This is a genomic window from Viridibacillus sp. NPDC096237 (genome assembly GCF_050278625.1).
Lineage (GTDB): Bacteria > Bacillota > Bacilli > Bacillales_A > Planococcaceae > Viridibacillus.
Genome location: NZ_JBNNTI010000045.1, coordinates 1 through 20813, shown reverse-complemented (window position 1 = coordinate 20813; position 20813 = coordinate 1). Strand labels below are relative to the sequence as shown.

At 33.3% G+C, this 20813-nt stretch carries 18 protein-coding genes and 1 pseudogene; 10 read left to right on the top strand and 9 right to left on the bottom strand.

Features of this window, described 5'->3' with window-relative positions:
* Window positions 1-46: 46 nt before the first annotated feature.
* Window positions 47-211 carry a hypothetical protein gene (locus ACQKMD_RS18375; protein ID WP_427753831.1) on the top strand — a complete coding sequence of 55 codons (165 nt, stop codon included), beginning with the start codon at window positions 47-49 and terminating at the stop codon, window positions 209-211.
* A gap of 398 nt (window positions 212-609) precedes the next feature.
* On the opposite strand, the gene ACQKMD_RS18370 is transcribed toward ACQKMD_RS18375, so the two are convergent.
* The 3 genes from ACQKMD_RS18370 to ACQKMD_RS18360 all read right to left on the bottom strand — a co-directional run bounded on the left by ACQKMD_RS18370 (window position 610) and on the right by ACQKMD_RS18360 (window position 2963).
* Window positions 610-1338 (bottom strand): amino acid ABC transporter ATP-binding protein, encoded by a 729-nt coding sequence (locus ACQKMD_RS18370; RefSeq protein ID WP_427753824.1) that lies wholly within the window; start codon window positions 1336-1338, stop codon window positions 610-612.
* A gap of 15 nt (window positions 1339-1353) precedes the next feature.
* Window positions 1354-2016 (bottom strand): amino acid ABC transporter permease, encoded by a 663-nt coding sequence (locus tag ACQKMD_RS18365; protein ID WP_427753823.1) that lies wholly within the window; start codon window positions 2014-2016, stop codon window positions 1354-1356.
* A gap of 113 nt (window positions 2017-2129) precedes the next feature.
* Window positions 2130-2963 (bottom strand): transporter substrate-binding domain-containing protein, encoded by an 834-nt coding sequence (locus tag ACQKMD_RS18360; RefSeq protein WP_427753822.1) that lies wholly within the window; start codon window positions 2961-2963, stop codon window positions 2130-2132.
* A gap of 230 nt (window positions 2964-3193) precedes the next feature.
* On the opposite strand from ACQKMD_RS18360, the gene ACQKMD_RS18355 reads away from it, so the two are divergent.
* The gene (locus ACQKMD_RS18355) at window positions 3194-3928 is read left to right on the top strand and encodes an SH3 domain-containing protein (RefSeq protein WP_427753821.1); all 735 of its coding nucleotides are present in this window, start codon (window positions 3194-3196) and stop codon (window positions 3926-3928) included.
* 53 nt (window positions 3929-3981) lie between these two features.
* Here ACQKMD_RS18355 and ACQKMD_RS18350 read toward each other — a convergent pair whose 3' ends face one another.
* On the bottom strand, window positions 3982-4476 hold the full coding sequence (locus ACQKMD_RS18350; RefSeq protein WP_427753820.1) for a DUF1648 domain-containing protein: 495 nt from the start codon (window positions 4474-4476) through the stop codon (window positions 3982-3984).
* 155 nt (window positions 4477-4631) lie between these two features.
* Between ACQKMD_RS18350 and ade the strand changes: the two genes are divergently transcribed.
* Window positions 4632-6383 carry an adenine deaminase gene (gene ade, locus ACQKMD_RS18345; protein ID WP_427753819.1) on the top strand — a complete coding sequence of 584 codons (1752 nt, stop codon included), beginning with the start codon at window positions 4632-4634 and terminating at the stop codon, window positions 6381-6383.
* A 526-nt stretch (window positions 6384-6909) separates the two neighbouring features.
* Window positions 6910-7413, top strand: a complete 504-nt coding sequence (locus tag ACQKMD_RS18340; RefSeq protein WP_427753818.1) for a GNAT family N-acetyltransferase — start codon at window positions 6910-6912, stop codon at window positions 7411-7413.
* Between the two features lie 367 nt (window positions 7414-7780).
* Here the strand turns inward: ACQKMD_RS18340 and ACQKMD_RS18335 are convergent, their stop codons facing one another.
* Both ACQKMD_RS18335 and ACQKMD_RS18330 read right to left on the bottom strand, forming a co-directional pair.
* On the bottom strand, window positions 7781-8605 hold the full coding sequence (locus tag ACQKMD_RS18335) for an exonuclease domain-containing protein (protein ID WP_427753817.1): 825 nt from the start codon (window positions 8603-8605) through the stop codon (window positions 7781-7783).
* A gap of 152 nt (window positions 8606-8757) precedes the next feature.
* Window positions 8758-9231: a low molecular weight protein-tyrosine-phosphatase gene (locus tag ACQKMD_RS18330; protein WP_427753816.1), complete on the bottom strand. Its 474-nt coding sequence runs from the start codon at window positions 9229-9231 to the stop codon at window positions 8758-8760.
* A 265-nt stretch (window positions 9232-9496) separates the two neighbouring features.
* On the opposite strand from ACQKMD_RS18330, the gene ACQKMD_RS18325 reads away from it, so the two are divergent.
* The 3 genes and pseudogenes from ACQKMD_RS18325 (at window position 9497) to ACQKMD_RS18315 (ending at window position 12076) form a co-directional block, all read left to right on the top strand.
* A complete protein-coding gene (locus tag ACQKMD_RS18325) occupies window positions 9497-10600 on the top strand; it encodes a GGDEF domain-containing protein (protein ID WP_427753815.1) in 1104 nt (367 codons plus the stop codon).
* A 212-nt stretch (window positions 10601-10812) separates the two neighbouring features.
* Window positions 10813-11363, top strand: a pseudogene (locus ACQKMD_RS18320) (DUF402 domain-containing protein).
* A 386-nt stretch (window positions 11364-11749) separates the two neighbouring features.
* The gene (locus ACQKMD_RS18315) at window positions 11750-12076 is read left to right on the top strand and encodes a hypothetical protein (protein ID WP_427753814.1); all 327 of its coding nucleotides are present in this window, start codon (window positions 11750-11752) and stop codon (window positions 12074-12076) included.
* Window positions 12077-12214: 138 nt separating this feature from the next.
* Here ACQKMD_RS18315 and ACQKMD_RS18310 read toward each other — a convergent pair whose 3' ends face one another.
* Both ACQKMD_RS18310 and ACQKMD_RS18305 read right to left on the bottom strand, forming a co-directional pair.
* Window positions 12215-13165, bottom strand: coding sequence for an MBL fold metallo-hydrolase (locus ACQKMD_RS18310; protein WP_427753813.1), 951 nt, complete (start codon window positions 13163-13165; stop codon window positions 12215-12217).
* Between the two features lie 217 nt (window positions 13166-13382).
* Window positions 13383-15068 carry a methyl-accepting chemotaxis protein gene (locus ACQKMD_RS18305; RefSeq protein WP_427753812.1) on the bottom strand — a complete coding sequence of 562 codons (1686 nt, stop codon included), beginning with the start codon at window positions 15066-15068 and terminating at the stop codon, window positions 13383-13385.
* Window positions 15069-15727: 659 nt separating this feature from the next.
* Here ACQKMD_RS18305 and ACQKMD_RS18300 point away from each other — a divergent pair.
* Window positions 15728-16405 (top strand): response regulator transcription factor, encoded by a 678-nt coding sequence (locus ACQKMD_RS18300; RefSeq protein WP_427753811.1) that lies wholly within the window; start codon window positions 15728-15730, stop codon window positions 16403-16405.
* The gene (locus ACQKMD_RS18295) at window positions 16402-18297 is read left to right on the top strand and encodes a sensor histidine kinase (RefSeq protein WP_427753810.1); all 1896 of its coding nucleotides are present in this window, start codon (window positions 16402-16404) and stop codon (window positions 18295-18297) included. Before ACQKMD_RS18300 ends, ACQKMD_RS18295 begins: the two co-directional genes overlap by 4 nt.
* A 97-nt stretch (window positions 18298-18394) precedes the next feature.
* Here the strand turns inward: ACQKMD_RS18295 and ACQKMD_RS18290 are convergent, their stop codons facing one another.
* The gene (locus ACQKMD_RS18290) at window positions 18395-19144 is read right to left on the bottom strand and encodes an N-acetylmuramoyl-L-alanine amidase family protein (protein ID WP_427753809.1); all 750 of its coding nucleotides are present in this window, start codon (window positions 19142-19144) and stop codon (window positions 18395-18397) included.
* A 305-nt stretch (window positions 19145-19449) separates the two neighbouring features.
* Between ACQKMD_RS18290 and ACQKMD_RS18285 the strand changes: the two genes are divergently transcribed.
* The gene (locus ACQKMD_RS18285; protein ID WP_427753808.1) at window positions 19450-20289 is read left to right on the top strand and encodes a polysaccharide deacetylase family protein; all 840 of its coding nucleotides are present in this window, start codon (window positions 19450-19452) and stop codon (window positions 20287-20289) included.
* Window positions 20290-20813: the final 524 nt, after the last annotated feature.

The following is a 20813-nucleotide window of genomic DNA, read 5'->3' as shown; positions in this document are numbered from 1 at the left end:
TCCTTTCTATTCGTATAGTTGATAATAAAAAGGAAAGCCGGGATAAATGATGGATAATCAATATGTTGTAGGATGGGGTACCCTCATGCTAATAAATGCAGGCATAGCTCAAGGGAAGAATCGATCAGGGCTTAACTGGTTTGTTGTGTCTTTACTATTGGGACCTTTGGCCACATTAATATTAGTGCTTGTTGATAAAAAGGAAGATTAAAAAGAGCAGTGCTGAACTGCTCTCAGACTGTAGATAAACTCTAAAAAACGAGTTTTCTACAGTCTATTTATTTGTATACAGGATAGATCCAGTTTTCCGAAGCTTACCGCTCGCTTTCCGCGGGCGAGAGAGCCGCTTCGTCGCTACGCTCCTGCAGGGTCTCGACTGTCTCGCTATTCCCGCAGGAGTCGAGCGGACGCTTCTCCAAACCAATAAAATGCTGCCTTCTGCTTTTATCGACGTATTCATTTTAATAATTGAAAGTAAGAATAATCTTGAGGTGATGGAAAATGATGACGGAAACCAAAATCAAGAACGCGATCAATTAGAGGCAGTTAGAATGAGCTCAATCAACTGCCTTTTATTTTCAATTTGAGAATAGTGCTGACTGCTCTTTTCTAGTGATTTAATACCTTTGATAGAAATAATTTAGCGCGTTCTGATTCGGGATTAGTGAAAAATTTATCAGGAGAGTTAACTTCAACAATTTTACCCTCAGCCATGAAAACAATTTTGTCGCAAATTTCGCGTGCGAAGCCCATTTCATGAGTTACAACAACCATTGTCATACCTTCCTTTGCCAGTTTGCGAATGGCATCCAAAACTTCCTTCACCATTTCTGGATCTAGAGCAGATGTAGGCTCATCAAAGAGCATAATTTGTGGGTCCATCGTTAATGCTCTTGCAATGGCCACACGTTGTTGCTGTCCACCTGAGAGGTGAGAGGGATGAACATGAATTTTATCAGCTAAGCCAAGTGAACTAAGTAACTCCGTGCCCATTTTTTCCGCTTCAGCTTTTGTCATGCCTTTTACCTTTATTGGTGCGATTGTAACATTTTCAAGTGCTGTTAAAAACGGATACAAGTTGAAACTTTGAAAGACGAAACCAATATTTGTACGGGTTTTATTGATATCCTTTTTTTTATCATGAATTGAAGTTCCATCTACTAAAATTTCTCCATTATCAATTTCTTCAAGTGCATTAATAACTCGGATGAGCGTGGATTTTCCTGCACCACTTGGTCCTATTAAAGCAATCACATTTGATTTTTCTACTTGTAAATTAATATCGATTAAAACTTGATTGTTTCCAAAGCTTTTATTGACATTATTAATGGAAATCATGCAATCAGCCCTTTCCTAATACTCACTTTTTAACCAATGTTTCTCAAATTGACGAATGACTAATGATAATGTAAATGTCATTGCAAAATATAATAGAGCAACGAATGTCCATATTTCGATATAGCGGTAAGAGATAGCGGCGAGATTTGTAGCCTTTAATGTTAAGTCTACAGCTGAAATGGTTGAAACGAGCGATGAGTCTTTAATAAGAATGATGAATTGCGATGCCATAGGAGGTAATGTTTTTCTAAAAGCTTGTGGTAATATGATTAAACGCATAGCTTGAATATTAGACATGCCTGATGAACGAGCAGCTTCCATTTGCCCTTTCGGAACAGATTGAATTCCCCCTCGAACAATTTCTGCGATAAATGAACCAGAGAAAATAGCGAGTGACACAATCGATCCCCAATAAGCGCCAAGTTTTAAAAACTGACTAAGAACGAGATGAACCCAAATCAATATAACGAGCAGAGGAACACCACGCATAACTTCAACATACACAGAGGCCATAAATCGAATGATCCGATTTTTTGATATTCGTCCAACCCCAAAAAGGATACCAATTGGTATTGCAAATAGTAAAGACAATGCTGAAATTTCGAGCGTCAAATACATCCCTTTAAAAAAGATATCGAGATTATTTGTAATAACAGTCCAATCAGGTTGATATCTCATAGTGTAGGAACTCCTCCTTTAATATGACTTTAAAATAAGATCATAAAAACAACTGAAAACCTTATATTATATTTAGCATAAGATAAGGTCTTTAGAGTATTGGTTATAATTTGTTATTCTTCTTTTACTTTTGTATTAATATCTCCATACCAATCATCACTTTCAAACCAGTAAGAACGTGAAGCTAGTTCCTGTGGTCCACCTAAATAACTATAAAGGAATGAATTTAACCATTGGACTGTCACTAAATCATTGTGAGCTACTGCAATTCCTAAATTTTCTGCGGAAATATCTTCATCCAAAATACGAGATTTTCCATTTTCCTTTTGCCAAATACGAACTGATGATTCATCATAAATAACAGCATCTAACTGACCTGATAACATTGCTAAAGCAGCAGCAGGCATTTCTCTATAATCTTTGAACTCTGCATTTTTGAAATTCGCTTTGGCTAAAATTTGTCCAGTTGTCCCGATAATAGTTGCAATTTTATTCCCTTTTTTATCAAGCTCTTTCCAAGATTTCGTCGTTTTATCTTTCTCAGGTAATAGCACAACCTGTTTTGTTTGATAATACGGATTTGGGAAACTAACAGACAATGCACGGGGACCAGTAATTGTCATACCAGAAATGATCATATCAATTTCGCCAACTTGCAGTGCAGCTATTAATCCATCGAATGAATATTCTTTAAATTCTACTTTGACATCCAATGTCTTTCCTATTGCTTTTGCAGTATCGATATCATAGCCGACAAATTCGTCTTTCATATTTACCATTTCAAAAGGTGCATAGCCAGTAGCCGTACCAACAACCAATTTCCCTGCTTTTCGTACACGGTCAATTGTAGATTCACCGGTAGTACCAGCTTTATCACTGTCACCACCTCCACATGCCGTTAAAACAATGCTCATCACCAATAGCAATACTATTAAACTCTTTTTCATCCTATCTCCTCCTTTCGAATAAAATAACTAGTAAATCTTTAAACTTAATGTATGGAGAACAAGCTATCAAATATACCAATAAAAATAGTAAATTTAATAATTAGTTGAAAATTCAGTCTATTTAAAGGTTTAAAAAATGATTGAATTGGATATTTTAGGGTATTAAATTATGTATAATGGTTTGTATGGAATAAATAGAATTTTTATCCAGATAGGAGGAGTGTCCCGATATGAAACGCCTTAAATATATAGTGGTTATCATGATTTTAATCAGTAATGTGAGTTTCATTAACCTACCAAAGATAGCAGCAAAAACGAGTTTATCAATACAATATGTACAAGTAGATGTGTTAAATGTTTGGATGAATGCTACGAAAAATTCAAAAAAGCTAGGGCAATTAAAGAAAAACGAGAAAGTAGAAGTAATTAGTACATCAAAAGGGTGGTCAAAAGTTAATTATAAAAAAGGTACGGGTTTTGTTTCTACCAGCTATTTAAATTCACAAAAAGTTGTGCAAAAAGTGGTGGGGAATTTGATACCCAAAATAGGGAAGTATACGTACGGGAATTATGAAGAGGATGTCTACTACGGGAAGAATACAGATACGTTCGTAAAAGTAAAAGGTGGTGTGAAAACGAAGTCTAAAGATGGATTGGTTACTTCTTATCTGGAAAATAGTAAGTACTTCACATATCGCTCACCTACTGGACACACAAATTTCCGACTAAACTATCCATTAACAAAGGGGAAGAAATGGAGAAATGATCAAGATAAAATACAAGTACAAGATGTGAATATGACTGTTAAAACTCCTGCGGGTTTTTTCAAAAATGTTGTTAAAGTTCGAATAGATCACAACATCTATGATACGTATTCCCATTACTATATTGCACCAGGAAAAGGTATTATCATGTGGAAACTAAATGGCAAGAAAAAGTTCCAATTAACCAAGTACACAAAGTAAAGAATGCACAAAAAAATGTTCGAGCCTCTCATCTGGCTTGAACATTTTTTATGTCATCTAAGCTTGAAGAAACGTACAACAAAATAGACTATTGTACCGAATAGGATTACAAGGAATAGTGGCATCTCATAGATTCCAAGTAAACTTTCTCCTCCACGAGCCACATGAACATCATTCCACATATTATAAGCGAAAAATAAGAGAATCTCATTTTTTACAAAATTTAACAATAACATTGAATTCTTATATAGCCGCTCAGTATTTTCTGCTGTTAATGTACTATAATTATGCAAATGAGGTTTTAGTTCAAGTACAAAACAGAATATCCATATTGCTACTCCAATAGCAGGTGGTAAAAAAAACATCCATTTAGGTCCCCAGTCGTCTGGCTCACCTAATGCATTATAGTGAGTAGGAATCTCTGAAGGTAAACTAGACCACTGTGTAATTCCATATATAATTGCTAATACGAAAACTCCGATTGCCAAAATATCAAATGTCGTTCTCAAAGAAGATCGGGGAATATTTAACTTAGGTTGATCGAACATGTGATAACCTCCTTTTATTTATTTACGAGTGAGGAAAGAGAAGGTTTCATTCAAATGACTAAAATACTATACATTTACTTTGAAAAATACTACTACAAGTATATTTATGGTATAAATATAAAAAGGTTTTTACATATAAATTAGGAGGAATCATGATGAAAGCCCAATTACAAAGTAGACAACGTAGAATTTTATGTTCACAGAAAAAGGTAAAAGCTGATTTTATTTTACGAAACGCACAAGTAGCTGATGTATTCAACTTGCAATGGAGAATGGCTGATATTGTTGTCTCAGAAGGATATATTGTGGCGATTGATCCAGAAGGTCAATATGATGCAGAGCATGAAGAGGATGCGCAAGGGAGATATGTTATTCCAGGTCTGATTGACGGGCATATTCATATTGAATCATCGCTGTTAACACCATCTGAATTTAGTCGTATTTTATTGCCACATGGTATAACGACGGTAATTACAGATCCACACGAAATTGCAAACGTTTCAGGAGTAAATGGGATTCAATACATGTTGGATAATGCTAAAAATGCTACGATGGATATTCACGTAATGCTACCATCGAGTGTCCCTTCAACTTCATTCGAAAATGCTGGTGCCGTATTAAAAGCGGAAGATTTGGCGCCATTCTTGACACATCCAGATGTACTAGGCTTAGCTGAAGTAATGGACTTTCCAGCAGTACTAGAAGGTAATGAAAAGATGCTTGCTAAAATTGAACAAACTGAATCTATTAATCGAGTCATTGATGGACATGGTGCAGGATTATCACCCCAACAAATTCGAGGTTATCGTGCAGCTGGTATCCAAACCGATCATGAATGTGTAACGGCAGAAGAAGCTAGAAATCGTGTACAGCAAGGTATGTATGTACTCATTCGAGAAGGTTCAGCAGCTAAAAACCTTCGCGCGTTACTCCCTGCAGTAACACCTACAAATGCGCATCGATTCCTATTTTGTACGGATGACAAACATCTAGATGAACTCATGCAAGAAGGTAGCATTAATTATGATATCGCACTCGCAATTGAAGAGGGAATGGAACCGTTGCGAGCTATTCAGTTAGCCACACTTAATGCAGCCAATTGCTATCAATTACAACATAAAGGTGCATTAGCAGAAGGATTTATCGCAGACTTCATACTACTTGAAGATCTCTATACTTGTAAGCCACAAAGTGTATGGAAAAATGGCGAAAAGGTTGCGGAACATGGTCAGATGCTGCAACGGAAAGAGGAAGGAATTTATGTCCCAACCGCTATTATGCAATCTGTGAAGATTCCCACATTGACAGCTTCAGATTTGGCGATTTCTTTTACAAAAGGGTCGAAAGCGAATGTTATCGAGATCCAACCTAATCAGATAATGACAACGAAGCGGATAGCTGATGTTACTGTTGAAGATGGTATTTTCATACCTTCAGTAGAAAATGATCTGTTGAAATTGGCAGTTATTGAACGTCATCATCAACTAGGTAATATTGGTCTTGGTATAACACACGGCTTTGGACTTCAAAAGGGAGCTGTTGCGACTACAGTTGCACACGATTCCCACAATGCACTTGTGTTAGGAACAAATGATGAGGATATGCTCCTTGCTGTTCAAGCATTGCAGAATATGCAAGGGGGTTATGTTGTTGTTGCAGACGGGCAAATTTTAAGCGCTCTGCCATTACCAGTTGCTGGACTGATGACAGATCAATCAGCTACTATTGCCAAAAAACAACTTCACAATTTGCATGAAGCATTATTACAGCTCAACCCAGATTTAGATTTCCATTTATTCTTAACACTATCCTTCATCAGCTTGCCTGTTATCCCAGACATTAAACTGACAGACACTGGATTGTTTGATGTAGTGAACTTCAAGCATATTGCGGTTGAAGTGGAGTAGGTTATCAAAAAACTAGTTTAAGACTGTAGACAAACTTGAAGAGATTCGAGTTTGTCTACAGTCTTTTTTATTTCTAAAATATATTTAAATAGATTAGACCGTTGATTTCCGCTATGGTGGACACTTTCCGCGGGCAGGCACCAAGTCGCTTCGTCGCTACGCTCATGCAGGGGCGTGGACTGGTCTCGCTTTTCCGCAAGAGTCGCCACCTCAGCTCCAATCAACTACACAATTTAGATCAACTAGTGTCTCAAGAACATAAGAAGAATCGAGTCTGCGATTTACTTCTCCTTCATTTTTTCATTAGTTGAAAACTTATATTCGTCCTTAGGTCGTCCGAGTATAGTCCCTTCTGTTCAATGTGTCAAACGATTGAAGTTTGAAAATATTGTAAGATTCTTTTTCCGATGATAGAATGAATAACTATAAATATACTGGGGGTTGCTGCCAATAATGAATACCTATTAGTAATTTTGTTTTTGAGTCTAGTGACGTTAAAATTAAAAATTATAATAGGGGTGTAAGAATGATAGAACTTAACACTGAAAGATTAAAACTAATTCCATTAAATCCAGAAAACTTGAAGTTACTAATTGATAATCAAAGAGAAATGGAAATAAAGTTATCTTTAAATGAATCAGAGGAATTCCTGAGTGAAGATCTTAAACTAGCTCTGAAATTCAGGCTTTCAAAAGTAATGGAGGATCAGCAAAATTATATATGGTACACCAACTGGTTAGTTGTATCGAGTGATAAAAACTGTGTAGTTGGTGGCATAATGTTAAAAGGTCGCCCTAATGAAGATGGTGAAATTGTAATTGGTTACTACACGATTCCCGAGCATCAAGGAAAAGGATATATGACGGAAGCCGTTAATAATATTAAAAGTTGGTTGTTAAATCAGCCAGAAGTTATGTTTGTCATAGCAGATACCGATAAAAACAATATTGCATCGCACAGGGTATTAGAAAAATCAGGAGCAGAAATCTATAAGGAAACGGAAGACTTATACTTCTGGAGATTTTTCTGAAATAATTCCAACAATAAAATAGCTAAAGAGCTCAGCATTTTATTGTTGGCTCTTTTAAAAAGTATTACTGAGGTGACTAATTTGGAAAAGGTTCGTTAGAATTATTTGGATGGAGTTTAATCGGTTCAGGTTTTTTCTTCCTTTTTAAGGGAATAAATCTATTCCACTCATTAATAATAATTATAGGATTATTATTAATTTTTTTTAGCCATTCAAAAAAAATGAAAAGAAATCTAATTAATGACGCTCTTTTTTTCCTGAAGCGGTGAAATTTAATTACTTAAGATTCATACTTTTCTATTTGGAAAAAAATTCGATAAGTTGTTCAATTTTATTGGGACTTTTCACTTGTTACGTATTCCAAACTCTATTTCAATTTTTCAATGAAAAGCTCTTCATGCATAAGTTGAATCGAATGCCCCATAGTGATTAATTGCTCCGCTTTTTGAAATTTACTACTTTTATGATCGGACTCATAGCGTTCAATACTATTACGACTAATGACTAAATAATCGGTCTGTTTAGATACTATATTACTAAAGATACCTCCTGCTTGCCGTAATTTTTGCGCAGCAGACGAACGAGTCATGCCTTGTAAGCCACCAGTGAAGACAACCGTTTTTCCTTTGAAAAAAGGTCCCTTTATACTTGAAGTTACATTTTCACTATCATTCACGATAGAAAGATTGAATAAGCTATTTATCTGTTGAATATTTTTCATCTTACTAATTGTAAGTACAATGCTAGCAATCATATCAGCATTCTCCATAGAAAGTGGGATTAATAGATTAGAAGCAACAGAGGTTAATTTATAATTTGGTAAATCAGGGAGTACTTTTTGTGCTAACTCGAATGTACATCCGTAACGACAATAAGGGGGAAGTTGTTGAATACTTTCGCAAGATTCTTGAATGACATTTTCATCATATTTGACAAAATGTGCAACAACAAATTGATTGTTTAGCCAACGACATAATGTTGGATAGAATTCTTTAAAGGTCGGTGCATGCTTTACCATTTCAGCTGTTAAGCCATGCTGATGAGTATGATATTCATCAAATGGTTGTTCAGGGTTTATATATGTATATAGGGTGTCCTGAACTTCCCCATCTACCACCTTTACTAATCCTATCGAACAAATACTATCTCGCCATTGGTTGGCTGTTTCAATATCAATGGCTACAAAATCCATGTGAGGTCCTCCTAAGTTGAAAAAAATATAAATCTATTATAACAATAGATTTTGAAAAAATGGTTATTGTACAGTAATAATACTAGTTAATCTTTCTCTCTAAATTGCTAGGAAAATAAAATCCCGCCAAATTATATATTGGCGGGATTTTATTATGAATCAGTTATATTGTGTTCATTACGAATCTTTTCAAGTAATGCGTGGCAACCGTCAGTGACGAGATTATACGTCTCCTGGAAGTCACCAGTAAAGTAAGGATCAGGGACATCCTTTCGATGATTGGTTAAATCGAGTAGACGTACGATTTTCGGATGATTAGGTTGACCCGTCATTTCGTAAATATTCATGATATTACTGTTATCCATACCTACAATATATTCAAATTGCTCAAAATCTTCTTTTTTTAATTGACGACCAGCCATACCGGTAGAAGAAATATTATTTTTCTTTAAAATTGCCAGTGTACCTTCGTGCGGGGGGTCTCCAATATGCCATGATCCAGTAGCCGCGGAATCAACTGTCACTTTGTCTTCTAACTTTTCTTTTTTTAGTAAGTCTCGGAATAATGCTTCAGCCATCGGTGAGCGGCAAATGTTTCCGAGGCAGACAAATAAAACGTTTATCATATCTATATCTCCTATGTGAATAAATATTATTAAAATTTAGAGACCTAATGGGTGAATATAATCAATTTTACGACGATTATGGAATGAAGACAAGTTTTTAATTTATTTATAGTTAAAAAGGTGATAATTATTCTTAAGGTAATTATAGTTCAATTGAACTATAATTGTAGTGTGGTGAGCATGGTTTTGTGTTATCATAGTAATATTGATAGAAAAAATAAATAAATTTCTAAATTAGGAATTTGTTTATAAAAGGGGTAGTAATATGCTTCAATCGATTTTATCAAACCTTGCAATTATTTTATTAATGCACTTAATCACCCATTCGCTTAAAAATTACAGAAAACGCTTACCAAATAAGCTATATACTTTATTACTAGTGCTTACTGTTTCAGCATCAGTTATCTCAATGTTTTATTTACCTATTGAATGTGAAGGTTATAGGGTAGATTTGCGAATGATTCCGCTGGTGTTTTTAGCTTATTTTAGTAATTGGAAATTGACACTGCCAGTCTTGTTGATTGTATCTATTTGGCGTGTTTTGATGGGCGGAGATGGTACTACTGCCGGTATCTTATTTGGTATGATTGGACCCACTCTATTAACATTAGCCGTATATAAAAATAATAAATACCCGCACAGTTATTTAGATAAGATTGTACTACTTACAGTATGTTGGTTAATCTCAGATTTTCCTATTGTTTTTATTTTCCCAAACGGACTAGCTATTTTTAAAAGCATAGTTATCTGGCGGTATACTTCATTGATAGGAGTAGCATCTGTCTTTTATTATTTTGTTTTAATGGAACTTAAACGGTACAGTTTAAATAATCAACTAGAATTTATAGCTTGGCATGACTCATTAACGAAGCTATTGAATCGAAATAAGTTCTTTGAAATAGTAGAGGGAAAAAGAACTGAAACAAATGAAGATAAATATTTAGCGATGGTTGATCTCGATTATTTTAAGAAGTTAAATGATACATATGGTCATGTAGTAGGCGATCAAATTTTAAGTGAAATTGGTGGCATATTTAAGAGATATGAAAATGAGTATGTAAAGGTTGGAAGATATGGAGGAGAGGAATTTATCATTTATCAAGGACATACTAATTTTGAACAAGCTGTTTTGTATTTAGAGGCAATTCAAAAAGAAATACGTACAACATCATTTTATATTGATGATCATTTATCCACTTATGTAACAGTTTCTATTGGTATTGCGAAGTTGGAGGATGATATGACATTACAAGAAGCCGTAAAAAAAGCTGATCAAAACTTGTATGTCGCAAAAGAAAAAGGAAGAGATCAAATCGAAGCATCAGAGATTTGTTCTAATCGAACTTTAATGACTGTTGATGGGCAATAGAGCATTACGTTATTAGAAGGCGCCATTCTTTTAATGAGAGGGGGTCTTTTTGTATTGAACTATTAAATTAAATAAAACATTGATTTATCAGCGATATCTATATAAATCTGCCTAACTGACAAAAAATGAGGTAGGTCAAATCCCTGATGCTTTTATGATGCTATAATATTTAAAGACTTGTTCTTGTGAAGAAAGGAAGGAGAACTAAAGTTATGGTCAATTTAAGTACACCAACTATTCAACGTGGCGATAAAATAATAGAACGAAAAATACGGTACGACTCCGCAGTTGTAGAACATAGCTGTATGTTGTTAAAAGCACAAAATCAAAATATCGTGCTATTTCATAAAATACTTGATTCCTTTACGATGATAGCAAACCAAACAAAATTAACCATTCTAAAGGTAGTTATACAATTGCATACTACTGGGGAAATCGTCCATATAATTTATACATCTGGAGAGATAATAAAGGGAATTATTTAGGTTCCTATTTTAATATTGTAAAAAATACATATATGACTGATAATTTGGTGTCCTTTGAGGATCTGATTATTGATATTTTGATTCTTCCTAATGGAGACTATTTTGTTTTAGACGAGGATGAGTTACCTGAACCGTTAGATCAATTTGAGAATGGGTCTGTCCAACAAACTCTAAACTCATTAACGGATTCCATTGAAATTTTTCATTCTCAAATTATTTCAGAAACTGAGAATAACTATAAACATGAAGAACTCCTTCCTTGGTTGAACAACAAATAATATTTATAGATGTTTGTTTTTGTAATTTGAACTTCAAAAACGGGTACGTTAATCTAGAAAATAAAAATGATCAATCTTTTTTCAAATCAGGCTCTTTCTATTTGTTCATTTATCAAGGTTTCTTGTATTTCTATGGTTAAACTTTGTTTTAAAGCTACAATTGCTCAAAAAATTCATGGAATATTTACGTCTTTTTCAGCGTAAATATAAATTATATATTTACCGATAATTAATTTACTATTCAGAAATTTAATGATAGAATATATTAATATTAAAAACTGAAATTATCCGCTAGTTTAATTGAAATCATTTTAGAAGGAATAAATTCTGAGTATGAAGTCATGTAAATGCAAGCGGATTTTTTTGTATTTTCTAGAAGCCAGCAAATGAATCTAAACAAATTCGGGCTAGTGAAAGGAATGATGCAGATGGAATTAATGAAAAAGGATATTGGTAAATGGGTGATTTCTCAAAATCTTGATGGATATATTTTGTCTATTGATGCTGAGGGAAGAGCAGCGGTTGTTAAATTTTTTGATGGAATACAACAAAAAGATCGTATTGTTCAATTTGAGAATTTAATACTAAATGATGAAGACAAATTACAACTGCAAGATTTACTAGCGCTACAAGAGTTAGCGTTAGATACTAATGACAAAAAGTGGTTCGATGAATTAAGCGAACAAATAGCGAAATTTAAAGTAGAGTTTTAGATGAATATCTTTAGCAATAGTTATTTAATAATGAAAAAAATAAATCTACTAGAAAGTATTTTTCAGAAAGTAATAAAATATAAACTAATAAAGAAGCAGGGATGCAACTTAATTTGCAAACCTGCTTTTTTAATATTATTATCCTTCTAATTTCACTAAATAATCAATGATTCCCATAGCAGAAACTGCCGTATCTAAAGGTATCACTTTAAAAACAGGGTGATTTAGCATTAAACCATGTTGAAATACATAATCATTTACAGATGCATTTAACCGCTTTTCCAAATCTCGTGATCTCTCATAGAACTCCTCTTTTGCCGCCATTGCTTTTTTTCCTTCTTCTAAGAAAATAGGTAACCAGTAACGAACTTGTTCATATGCTATATTTGGCTCATAGTAAACACCGTAATGACCAAAGTATAGCTGACTTGGCGCAAGTTTTTCATATAATTGAATTGACTGCTCCATAGCTTCAGGGTCGAATTGATTTGGTGACGTAGAAGGAAGTATTAAGTCGAAGTTTTCTTCCAAAAGTTCAGGATAATAAACGCCAGTCGTATCTCCAACGAAAATGCCATTAGTCTTATCATCATGGATAGATATATGGTGATTTGCATGACCTTTTGTATGATAAAAAGTCAAAATTGTTTCACCAAGCACGAGTTGATCCCCATCAGCAACTGTTCTCATGCGTGTCTCTTCTACAGGTAAAATAGGATCAAATAGAGTATCAAATTGATCACCGTAAACAGACTTTGCACTGGCGATGAGACGACTAGGATCGACTAAATGACGAGCTCCTTTTGGATGTACGATTAGTTCAGCATTTTTGCATTTCTCCATAAACAACCCAGCACCACCTGCATGATCCAAATGAATATGTGTTAATATCAAATAGTCTATATCTTCAGGAGCCAGGTCTAGTGCTTGAAGTCCCTTCATGATATAAGGAACAGAAGGACTCGCAGATGTTTCGATTAATGCAATTTTTTCATCCTTTAACAAATAAGAACTCGTTCGATTTGGTCGTCCTAAATCATATGTATCGATGCAAAATAACCCTTCGCTAATCTGTTCAATTTTTTCCATCTGAACCGCCCCCAATATATGTAGTTGATACTTAGTTTAAATAGATTGAGAGAAAATGTAAAAGGAAAAGATTGATATTAAAGAACCAGGGGCGTTATAGGCGCATCGAAATTCATAAAATTTCATAGGGCGAGGTAGAGTAGTTGTCTTTAAGCAACTGTATTATTTAAAGTATCAAAAAAGCCAGTGGAAATGTAATTTTCCATTGGCTCTTATATCATAACTTAAATTGTTGAATTTCTTTTTGAAGTGATACAGATTTTGAATTTAAATCTTGAGCGATACTATGGACTTCTTGCATTGACGCCACTTGCTCTTCAATTGAGCTAGATACTGCCTCAATTTGAACAGAAGTACCATCTGAATGGTTTGCAATTTCTGAAATAGAAGCGGCAACTTCTTCGGCGCTTGCGGAAATTTGTTCGGAAGCGGCAGAAATGTCCTCAATTTGGGATGTCATAGAACGTACAGCATCAGTGATGGAGTGGAATGAAACATCAGCCTGCTCAATAATCCTGACACCTTCTTCAACAGTTATCAACCCTTGTGAGACACTACTTTCAACATTGTGTGTATCTCGTTGAATAGTGGCTGTTAAGTTAACGATTTTGTTGGCTGATAATTTAGATTCCTCCGCTAATTTTCGAACCTCATCTGCAACAACAGCAAAACCTTTACCGTGTTCTCCAGCGCGAGCAGCTTCGATAGCTGCGTTTAAAGCTAGTAAATTCGTTTGCTCTGTAATCTCAGTAATTACCTTTGTGATATTTTCAATTTCAACCGTTTGTAATCCTAGTTTTTTCGTTAATTCTGTCACTTGTACAGTTGCATTGTAGATATTTTGCATTTGTTCTTTGGCGTCAATCAGCTTATTCTGACCTTCTTCTGCGGCAGTCAGAGTATTAATTGCGGTAGTGTGCAAAGTCTGTGTTGATTCGCTAATACGTTGAACACCAACAGCAGTTTCATTCATAGCAACAACACTTTCTTTAGCAGCTGCAGATGACATATTAGCATTTAATGAAGTTGTTTCGATACGAGTTGATACACTTTCAGTAGCTTGCGATACTTCTTCTGTACTAGCTGATAATTCGGCTGCAGAAGTGGATAGATGTTCCGCACTATTATTCGTTGCAAGAATTAAATGACGTAAATTCTCTTTCATATCATTGAACGAATCTGCTAGTTCACGAAGTTCATCTTTTGTATGAATAGTGATTTTATCCTGTGATAAATCGCCTTTAGCTATAAGCTTAACACCTTCGTTTAGCTTACGAACAGGGGTAGAAATCATTCGAGTAATGATGATACAAATGATTGTAGCAACAACTAAGTTTACTATGAAATTAATTATTGCTGTAAGAGTAGCGTAACTAGTTTTATCTTTTGCATCAGCTTGAATGTTTTCTAATTGTTTATTTTGGTATGTAAGCATATCTTCAGCATTGGTTAAAATTCTGTCATTTATTGGTTGTATTTGATCATTCATCATTTGGATTGCTTTACTAGCATTACCGGTTTGATGTAAATAAATTGTAGCTTTTGTATAACGATCAAATTCTTTTTTTGCAGCGATTGAATCTGTAACTAATTCCTTCATCGTATCAGTTCGTACTATTGCTTCTAATTCAGCTATTTTTTTATCAAAAATGACTTGATGGTCTCTTAATAAATCTAATGATTTACTATGTTTTTGCAATAAAAAACCGCGTAAATAAGACCCTTGTAGAGCCATTTCATATTGAATATCATCTACTAATCTAATTTGAACAAAACGTCTGTCTATCAATTCTTCGAAACTTTGATTAATATCACGAGTATGTTTTACAGTGAAAAAAGAGGAAATTCCTATTAGAATAACCATCAATGTAAATCCTAATAATATTTTTTTTCCTAACTTCAATAAAATCACTACTTTCTATTATATTTAGTGAAACAATTGACTATAATACTTTTAACTTACATCTCTTTACATATTATAAGGAATATTGTTGTAAATTTCATCTATTTATTTCGGTTTGTGAAACTTTTTACCTGAACCTTTTTAACCATTATACCTCCTATCGCTAGGATAAGATAATTTTAAATAATATTAGGAAGTGATTTAAAATTGATTAATAAGAGAGCTTAAGAACGGGAGAACTCGAAATGAGTAAAATCAACTTTAATGAACATCAACAACAATTACTAAAGATAATTCCAAATGTAGCTTCGGTATCAGATCGAGATAGTTAGAATACACCTCAGTTTAAAATCAATGCGGTGAAAGAGAATTTAGCTGGAAAAGTACTTCTGCTATGTTTATTTACAACTATTTCTAAAATAAGGAATACTGTAGAAGTTTGATGGGAAGGGTTCTTCTGAATAAAAGAGAGCGACTTTTTTCTTGATGTAAAGATTAAATAAAGATGAAATAAAGACTGAATGAAATTTTGCTTCTATATGTTTAATGAGATTGCTTATGTTTGATTCCTCACTTAATATGGACATGTGCGAATCAAATGTTACTTCATTAATACTTGGCTAAAATAAGAAAAAATAACTAAAGCAGGGGATATAAAAATGGCAGATATATTAATTGTAGAAGATGAGGATATTTTAAGAGAGATTCTTAAAGATTATTTTCTGAATGAAGGTTATTCAGTTTTAGAAGCTACAAATGGCGAAGAGGCACTAAAAGTGTTTCAAGAAAATGAGCTTAGTTTAATAATATTAGATATCATGTTACCTAAATTGGATGGATGGTCTATATGTCGTCGAATAAGAAAATCTTCAAATATCCCTATTATTATGTTAACAGCTCGTTCGGATGAAGATGATACTTTATTAGGCTTTGAATTAGGAGCCGATGACTATGTGACGAAACCTTATAATCCCCTCGTATTATTAGCCCGTGCTAAAAGGCTCTTATGTAATCGAGAACAAAAAAACGATATGGGAAATGACTATCTTGAAAGTGGAGGAATTCAAGTTCACACTCCTTCCCGAACAGTACAGGTAAATAAAAAAGAGATTTCCTTAACTCATACAGAATATGAAATGCTAATTTATTTATTGGAAAATAAAGGTATTGTTATAACGAGAGAGCAATTCATAACAAAAGTATGGGGTTATGAACATATTGGAGATGACCGAACGATTAATAGCCACATGCGTAACTTACGAAATAAATTAGGTGACCATTCCACATGTATTAAAACCATTGTTCGAACGGGATACAAATTTGAGGATTTACGATGAAAAGAGGAATTGTTCTTAAGTTGTTTTTGTTAACGTCAATGCTTTGTATACTTATTTTAGCTACAGTTTTTATAGGACAAACTATCTTTTTCAAACAATTTTATGTTAATAAAAAAGTGAAAGATTTAGAATCCAATATAACTTTATTCGAAAAAGAGTATATGAAAAATGCGAATGATATTTCAACAATTCAGCAGCTTGAAAGAGATTTTGCTGAAGATAATAATGCTTGGATTACAATATTAAATCAGAATGGTAATCTAAAATATGAGAATGATTTCAACATAGAAGTACAATTAGATAAATATAATCAACAAATTTTGGGGATGAAAACAACTAAAGTCCCTTTATATATGATTGATAGAAGTAAATTGGATCGGTTGTCAGAATCAAAATCATTGATGAAGAATAGTGAGGTATATATATTTGGAATTTTGAAAGGGGCACAATTGACCCCTATTGAGATAACGGTAAATAACGAAGTGGAAGTGAATAATACAAATCCAGATAATTGGATAATTAAAAATGAAATGCTCTATGAAAAAATAGGGGATCCAAGGGTGAAGCTAAAAGAAGAAATGGTGAAACCAAGGGAAAAGTTAAAAGAAATGGGGAAGCCAAGGGTAAAGTTAAAAGAAATAGGTTCATCAGATAAAAAGTCTGATTTGGTTGGTTTTAGTGGAAAAATTTTAAATGTTCAATTTCCTGAAAGAAATGATTTATCCAACGTTATTTATTCAAATTCATTATTTTTAGATCAAATTAAAGATTTTCAAAACAAGTTATTGCTGGATGAAACGGATTTACTGAATACTACTATGCAAATTGTTGATTATGAACAAAATGATATTAAATACAATATTTTGATAAAGCCAATAGAAAATTCAGATGGCACGAATGCTTATATTTTCTCAATGACTTCGTTACAGCCTGTTGATGAAGCTGTGCAAATGATTGAAGAATATTATATATACATTGTTGCTTTTGTTTCCATATTAATTTTGCTAGCTTCTTTTTATTATTCCATAAAAATTGCTAGGCCATTATTAAGAATTAATAGTACTACGAAGAAAATAGCAAATTTAGATTTTTCAGAGACAATTGCTGTTCATTCAAAAGATGAGATTGGTGATTTATCACAAAATATCAACCTACTTTCTCACCGATTGAGTATGTATATTAAGCAACTACAGCAAGATATTGAAAAAGAAAAAAAGCTAGAGAATACACGAAAAGAGTTCATTTCGGGTGTTTCACATGAATTAAAAACACCTTTAAGTATTATGCAAAGCTGTATAACAATACTAAGAGGTAATGTAGCAAGCCATAAAAAAGAGTATTATTTTAATGCAATGGAAAAAGAAGTCGGTAAGATGGATTTAATGATTGTGGATATGCTTGAATTGGCAAAGTATGAATCAGGTACTTACAAAATGAAAATGAATGTCTTTTATATTAACGAGCTATTAGAAGAGGTTTGTGAGAAACTATCAACTGAAATCCAACAAAAGGAGTTACGGATTCAAACGCATTTATTTCCCGTTAAAGTCGCAGCCAACCAACGTCGTATCGAACAAGTTCTAACAAATTTTTTAACTAACGCCATTCGATATTCACCTTCGCAAGAAAGAATAATAATGGTTACAGAGAAGAAGGGGGAAATGGTGAAAATAAGTGTGGAGAATAAAGGTGCTCATATTGAGGAAGAATATCTTGAAAAGGTTTGGGATCGCTTTTATCGCATTGATGCTTCTAGACAAAGGTCAAGAGGAGGAACCGGCTTAGGGCTCGCTATCTCCAAAAATATATTAATGCTACATGGAGTAGACTATGGTGTTTGTAATACAGATAATGGAGTACAGTTTTATTTTTATTTAAAAATAGAAGAGTAAGTAAAACAGATCATAAGAATGGTTTTGAATGCCAATCGTATGATCTGTTCTTTTATATGGAAATACATAAATTTAAATGGGTTGATGCAATTTTCTCTTATTTTTCAAAGAATTCAATAATTCCATTTACTATTGATATTGCAGTTTTTCTTTGAAAATCTTTGGATGTCATTCGTATTTCATCTTCCTTATTTGAAGTAAAGCCCAATTCTAATAATACTGCTGGAGCAGAATTGTTCTTTAAAACATAATAATCACTTTCTTTTACACCACGATTTTTAGCGTTACTACTTTGATTGAAGATGGAATTTTGTAAAATTATCGCTAAATTTTTACTCTCTCTATGATTTGAACTGTAATGTGTCGTTATTCCTTTAACATCAGTGTCTGTAAAAGCATCGTGATGAATACTAATATATAGATCAGCTAGAGCCTTATCGGCAATTTGAATTCTTTTTCGTAAAGCTTCTTTTTGAGTATTGCCTAAATCCATATCTTTATCGCGTGTTAGGATGACTTTTGCCCCGGTTCTTTCTTCAAGTTGCTGTTTAATATTTTGCGCTACTGTAAGGTTCACCTCTTTTTCAATTGTTCCATAGGTCAAGCCAGTTGTTCCACCATCAACCCCACCATGCCCGGGATCAATAACGATGGTTTTTCCATTTAAAAGATCAACAGTTTCACTGTCAACTGAATTACTATCTACCGTATGACTTTTTAATGTATGAACGCTTTTTTTTAAAATCTCCACATCATTAACTCCGTTAGTATCCATTAGACAAACTAGACAAACTAAACCAACACCTATTAAAGAAGCAAATAGATATTTCAAATTCTTTTTCTTCATATTTCAAATTCTCCTTTATCTTTTAAGCTCAAGTGATTAACATGACCAATAATAAGATGCCGATATAAAGATGAAATGAAGACAAGATAAATATGAAATAAAACTAATTATTGTCCTTAACATTGGGGAAATACAGCTGTACGAATTATAAGAGAGTTGGTAATCTCACACGAATAGAGTGAGAAGAGTAGACTAGGATAGAAGGATTTGAGAAAACTTTTGTTCTTTAATTTAAATCGACACAATCTGCATTTTATCTTTATATTGTTCAATTACTCTATTCTTTGTAAAGGAGAGATTGAGCTGTGAAAACACCACGAAAAGATATTAAGCGAAGTTGGATAAAAAAAGGATTAAAATTGTTAGGAGTTATCCTAGCTACTATTTTTCTAATGTTCTATTTGAAAGAAAAATTCACTACACCGACTGTTAAAGTAATAGAAGAAAGTACTAAACAAAATACTACACAAAAGCAAAATGATTTAAGTAAACAGCATCCTATAAAAAAGGAAAAAACAGCTAGTAAGCCCTTAGGAAAAGTTGTTTACCTCACGTTTGATGATGGTCCTAGTCAATTAACAGGGCAATTTTTAGATATATTAAAAGAACATGATATAAAAGCGACTTTTTTCATGCAAGGGGTTAATTTACAGAATAAGAGTTTCGAAGAAAGTGTTAAGCGAGCAACGCAAGAAGGACATTACATAGGGGGACATAGTATGTCACACGATAGTAAACGTCTTTACACCGATGGACAGTTTGTACCGGAAATGATTGAAACATTGAATCTTATTCATGATATTACTGGTACAAACCCTAAATTGGTTCGACCTCCATATGGTTCAGTACCGGGGTTGAACAGTAAACAACTTCGTAATGAAATTGTAGAAGCGAATATTAAAGTATGGGATTGGACAATCGATTCTTTGGACTGGCAATCAAAGGATAACCCCAATCAAATTGTAGAAAATATTAAAAATGGAACCGTAAGAGATGTAGAAGTCGTTCTCATGCATGAAAATACTCAGGTACTGCATGTACTTCCGGAAATCATTTCTTTTTATAAGGAAAAGGGTTATCATTTTGGTGTATATGATGATAGGAACCATTTCGTTCAAAATTTCCACAATGATAAAAGGTTTTAAAATATACTGTGTCATTCTTTTTAACAGTGCGATTTGTAATGATATAAAAAATAGAATAGAATAAGCACAGCAAAGAATAGCGAAAAATGGATTAGGAAAGGAAATAAGTTTTTGTTTATTTTGATGTATTGTAGCTTTTGAAAAAAGTTTGATATTTTATAAAAAAGATTATCATTTTAAAGAAAGAACGATAAATTATAATAAAGTTTGATTAAAATCACCTCTTTAGAGGTGATTTTTTCATTGATATTTATGTTAAAACAACTATAAAGCTTTTGAAGAAATGTACTTAAATTAACTTAGGATATTAGTAACTATAACCAATATATATAGAAGGGAGCATAAATGAACAATAATGAGATGGAGATATTGTTATAAAGGTATTTTCTGGTAAATGAAGAAGAGGAAAAAGAAGATGACCCACATTTAGGTGCTGCACCCCAAAAGTTAGAGTTAAAAATCTAACTTTTGGGGTGTTTTTGTATGGCAAAATATAGTGATGAATTTAAATTGAAAGTTGTTAA

Coding starts and splice junctions, on each gene's coding strand:
- ACQKMD_RS18365 (WP_427753823.1), bottom strand. CDS start 2,016: ATGAGATATCAACCTGATTGGACTGTTATTACAAATAATCTCGATATC.
- ACQKMD_RS18315 (WP_427753814.1), top strand. CDS start 11,750: ATGAATCTAAACAAATTCGGGCTAGTGAAAGGAATGATGCAGATGGAA.
- ade (WP_427753819.1), top strand. CDS start 4,632: ATGAAAGCCCAATTACAAAGTAGACAACGTAGAATTTTATGTTCACAG.
- ACQKMD_RS18340 (WP_427753818.1), top strand. CDS start 6,910: ATGATAGAACTTAACACTGAAAGATTAAAACTAATTCCATTAAATCCA.
- ACQKMD_RS18310 (WP_427753813.1), bottom strand. CDS start 13,165: ATGGAAAAAATTGAACAGATTAGCGAAGGGTTATTTTGCATCGATACA.
- ACQKMD_RS18330 (WP_427753816.1), bottom strand. CDS start 9,231: ATGATAAACGTTTTATTTGTCTGCCTCGGAAACATTTGCCGCTCACCG.
- ACQKMD_RS18335 (WP_427753817.1), bottom strand. CDS start 8,605: ATGGATTTTGTAGCCATTGATATTGAAACAGCCAACCAATGGCGAGAT.
- ACQKMD_RS18295 (WP_427753810.1), top strand. CDS start 16,402: ATGAAAAGAGGAATTGTTCTTAAGTTGTTTTTGTTAACGTCAATGCTT.
- ACQKMD_RS18375 (WP_427753831.1), top strand. CDS start 47: ATGATGGATAATCAATATGTTGTAGGATGGGGTACCCTCATGCTAATA.
- ACQKMD_RS18360 (WP_427753822.1), bottom strand. CDS start 2,963: ATGAAAAAGAGTTTAATAGTATTGCTATTGGTGATGAGCATTGTTTTA.
- ACQKMD_RS18350 (WP_427753820.1), bottom strand. CDS start 4,476: ATGTTCGATCAACCTAAGTTAAATATTCCCCGATCTTCTTTGAGAACG.
- ACQKMD_RS18370 (WP_427753824.1), bottom strand. CDS start 1,338: ATGATTTCCATTAATAATGTCAATAAAAGCTTTGGAAACAATCAAGTT.
- ACQKMD_RS18300 (WP_427753811.1), top strand. CDS start 15,728: ATGGCAGATATATTAATTGTAGAAGATGAGGATATTTTAAGAGAGATT.
- ACQKMD_RS18325 (WP_427753815.1), top strand. CDS start 9,497: ATGCTTCAATCGATTTTATCAAACCTTGCAATTATTTTATTAATGCAC.
- ACQKMD_RS18290 (WP_427753809.1), bottom strand. CDS start 19,144: ATGAAGAAAAAGAATTTGAAATATCTATTTGCTTCTTTAATAGGTGTT.
- ACQKMD_RS18355 (WP_427753821.1), top strand. CDS start 3,194: ATGAAACGCCTTAAATATATAGTGGTTATCATGATTTTAATCAGTAAT.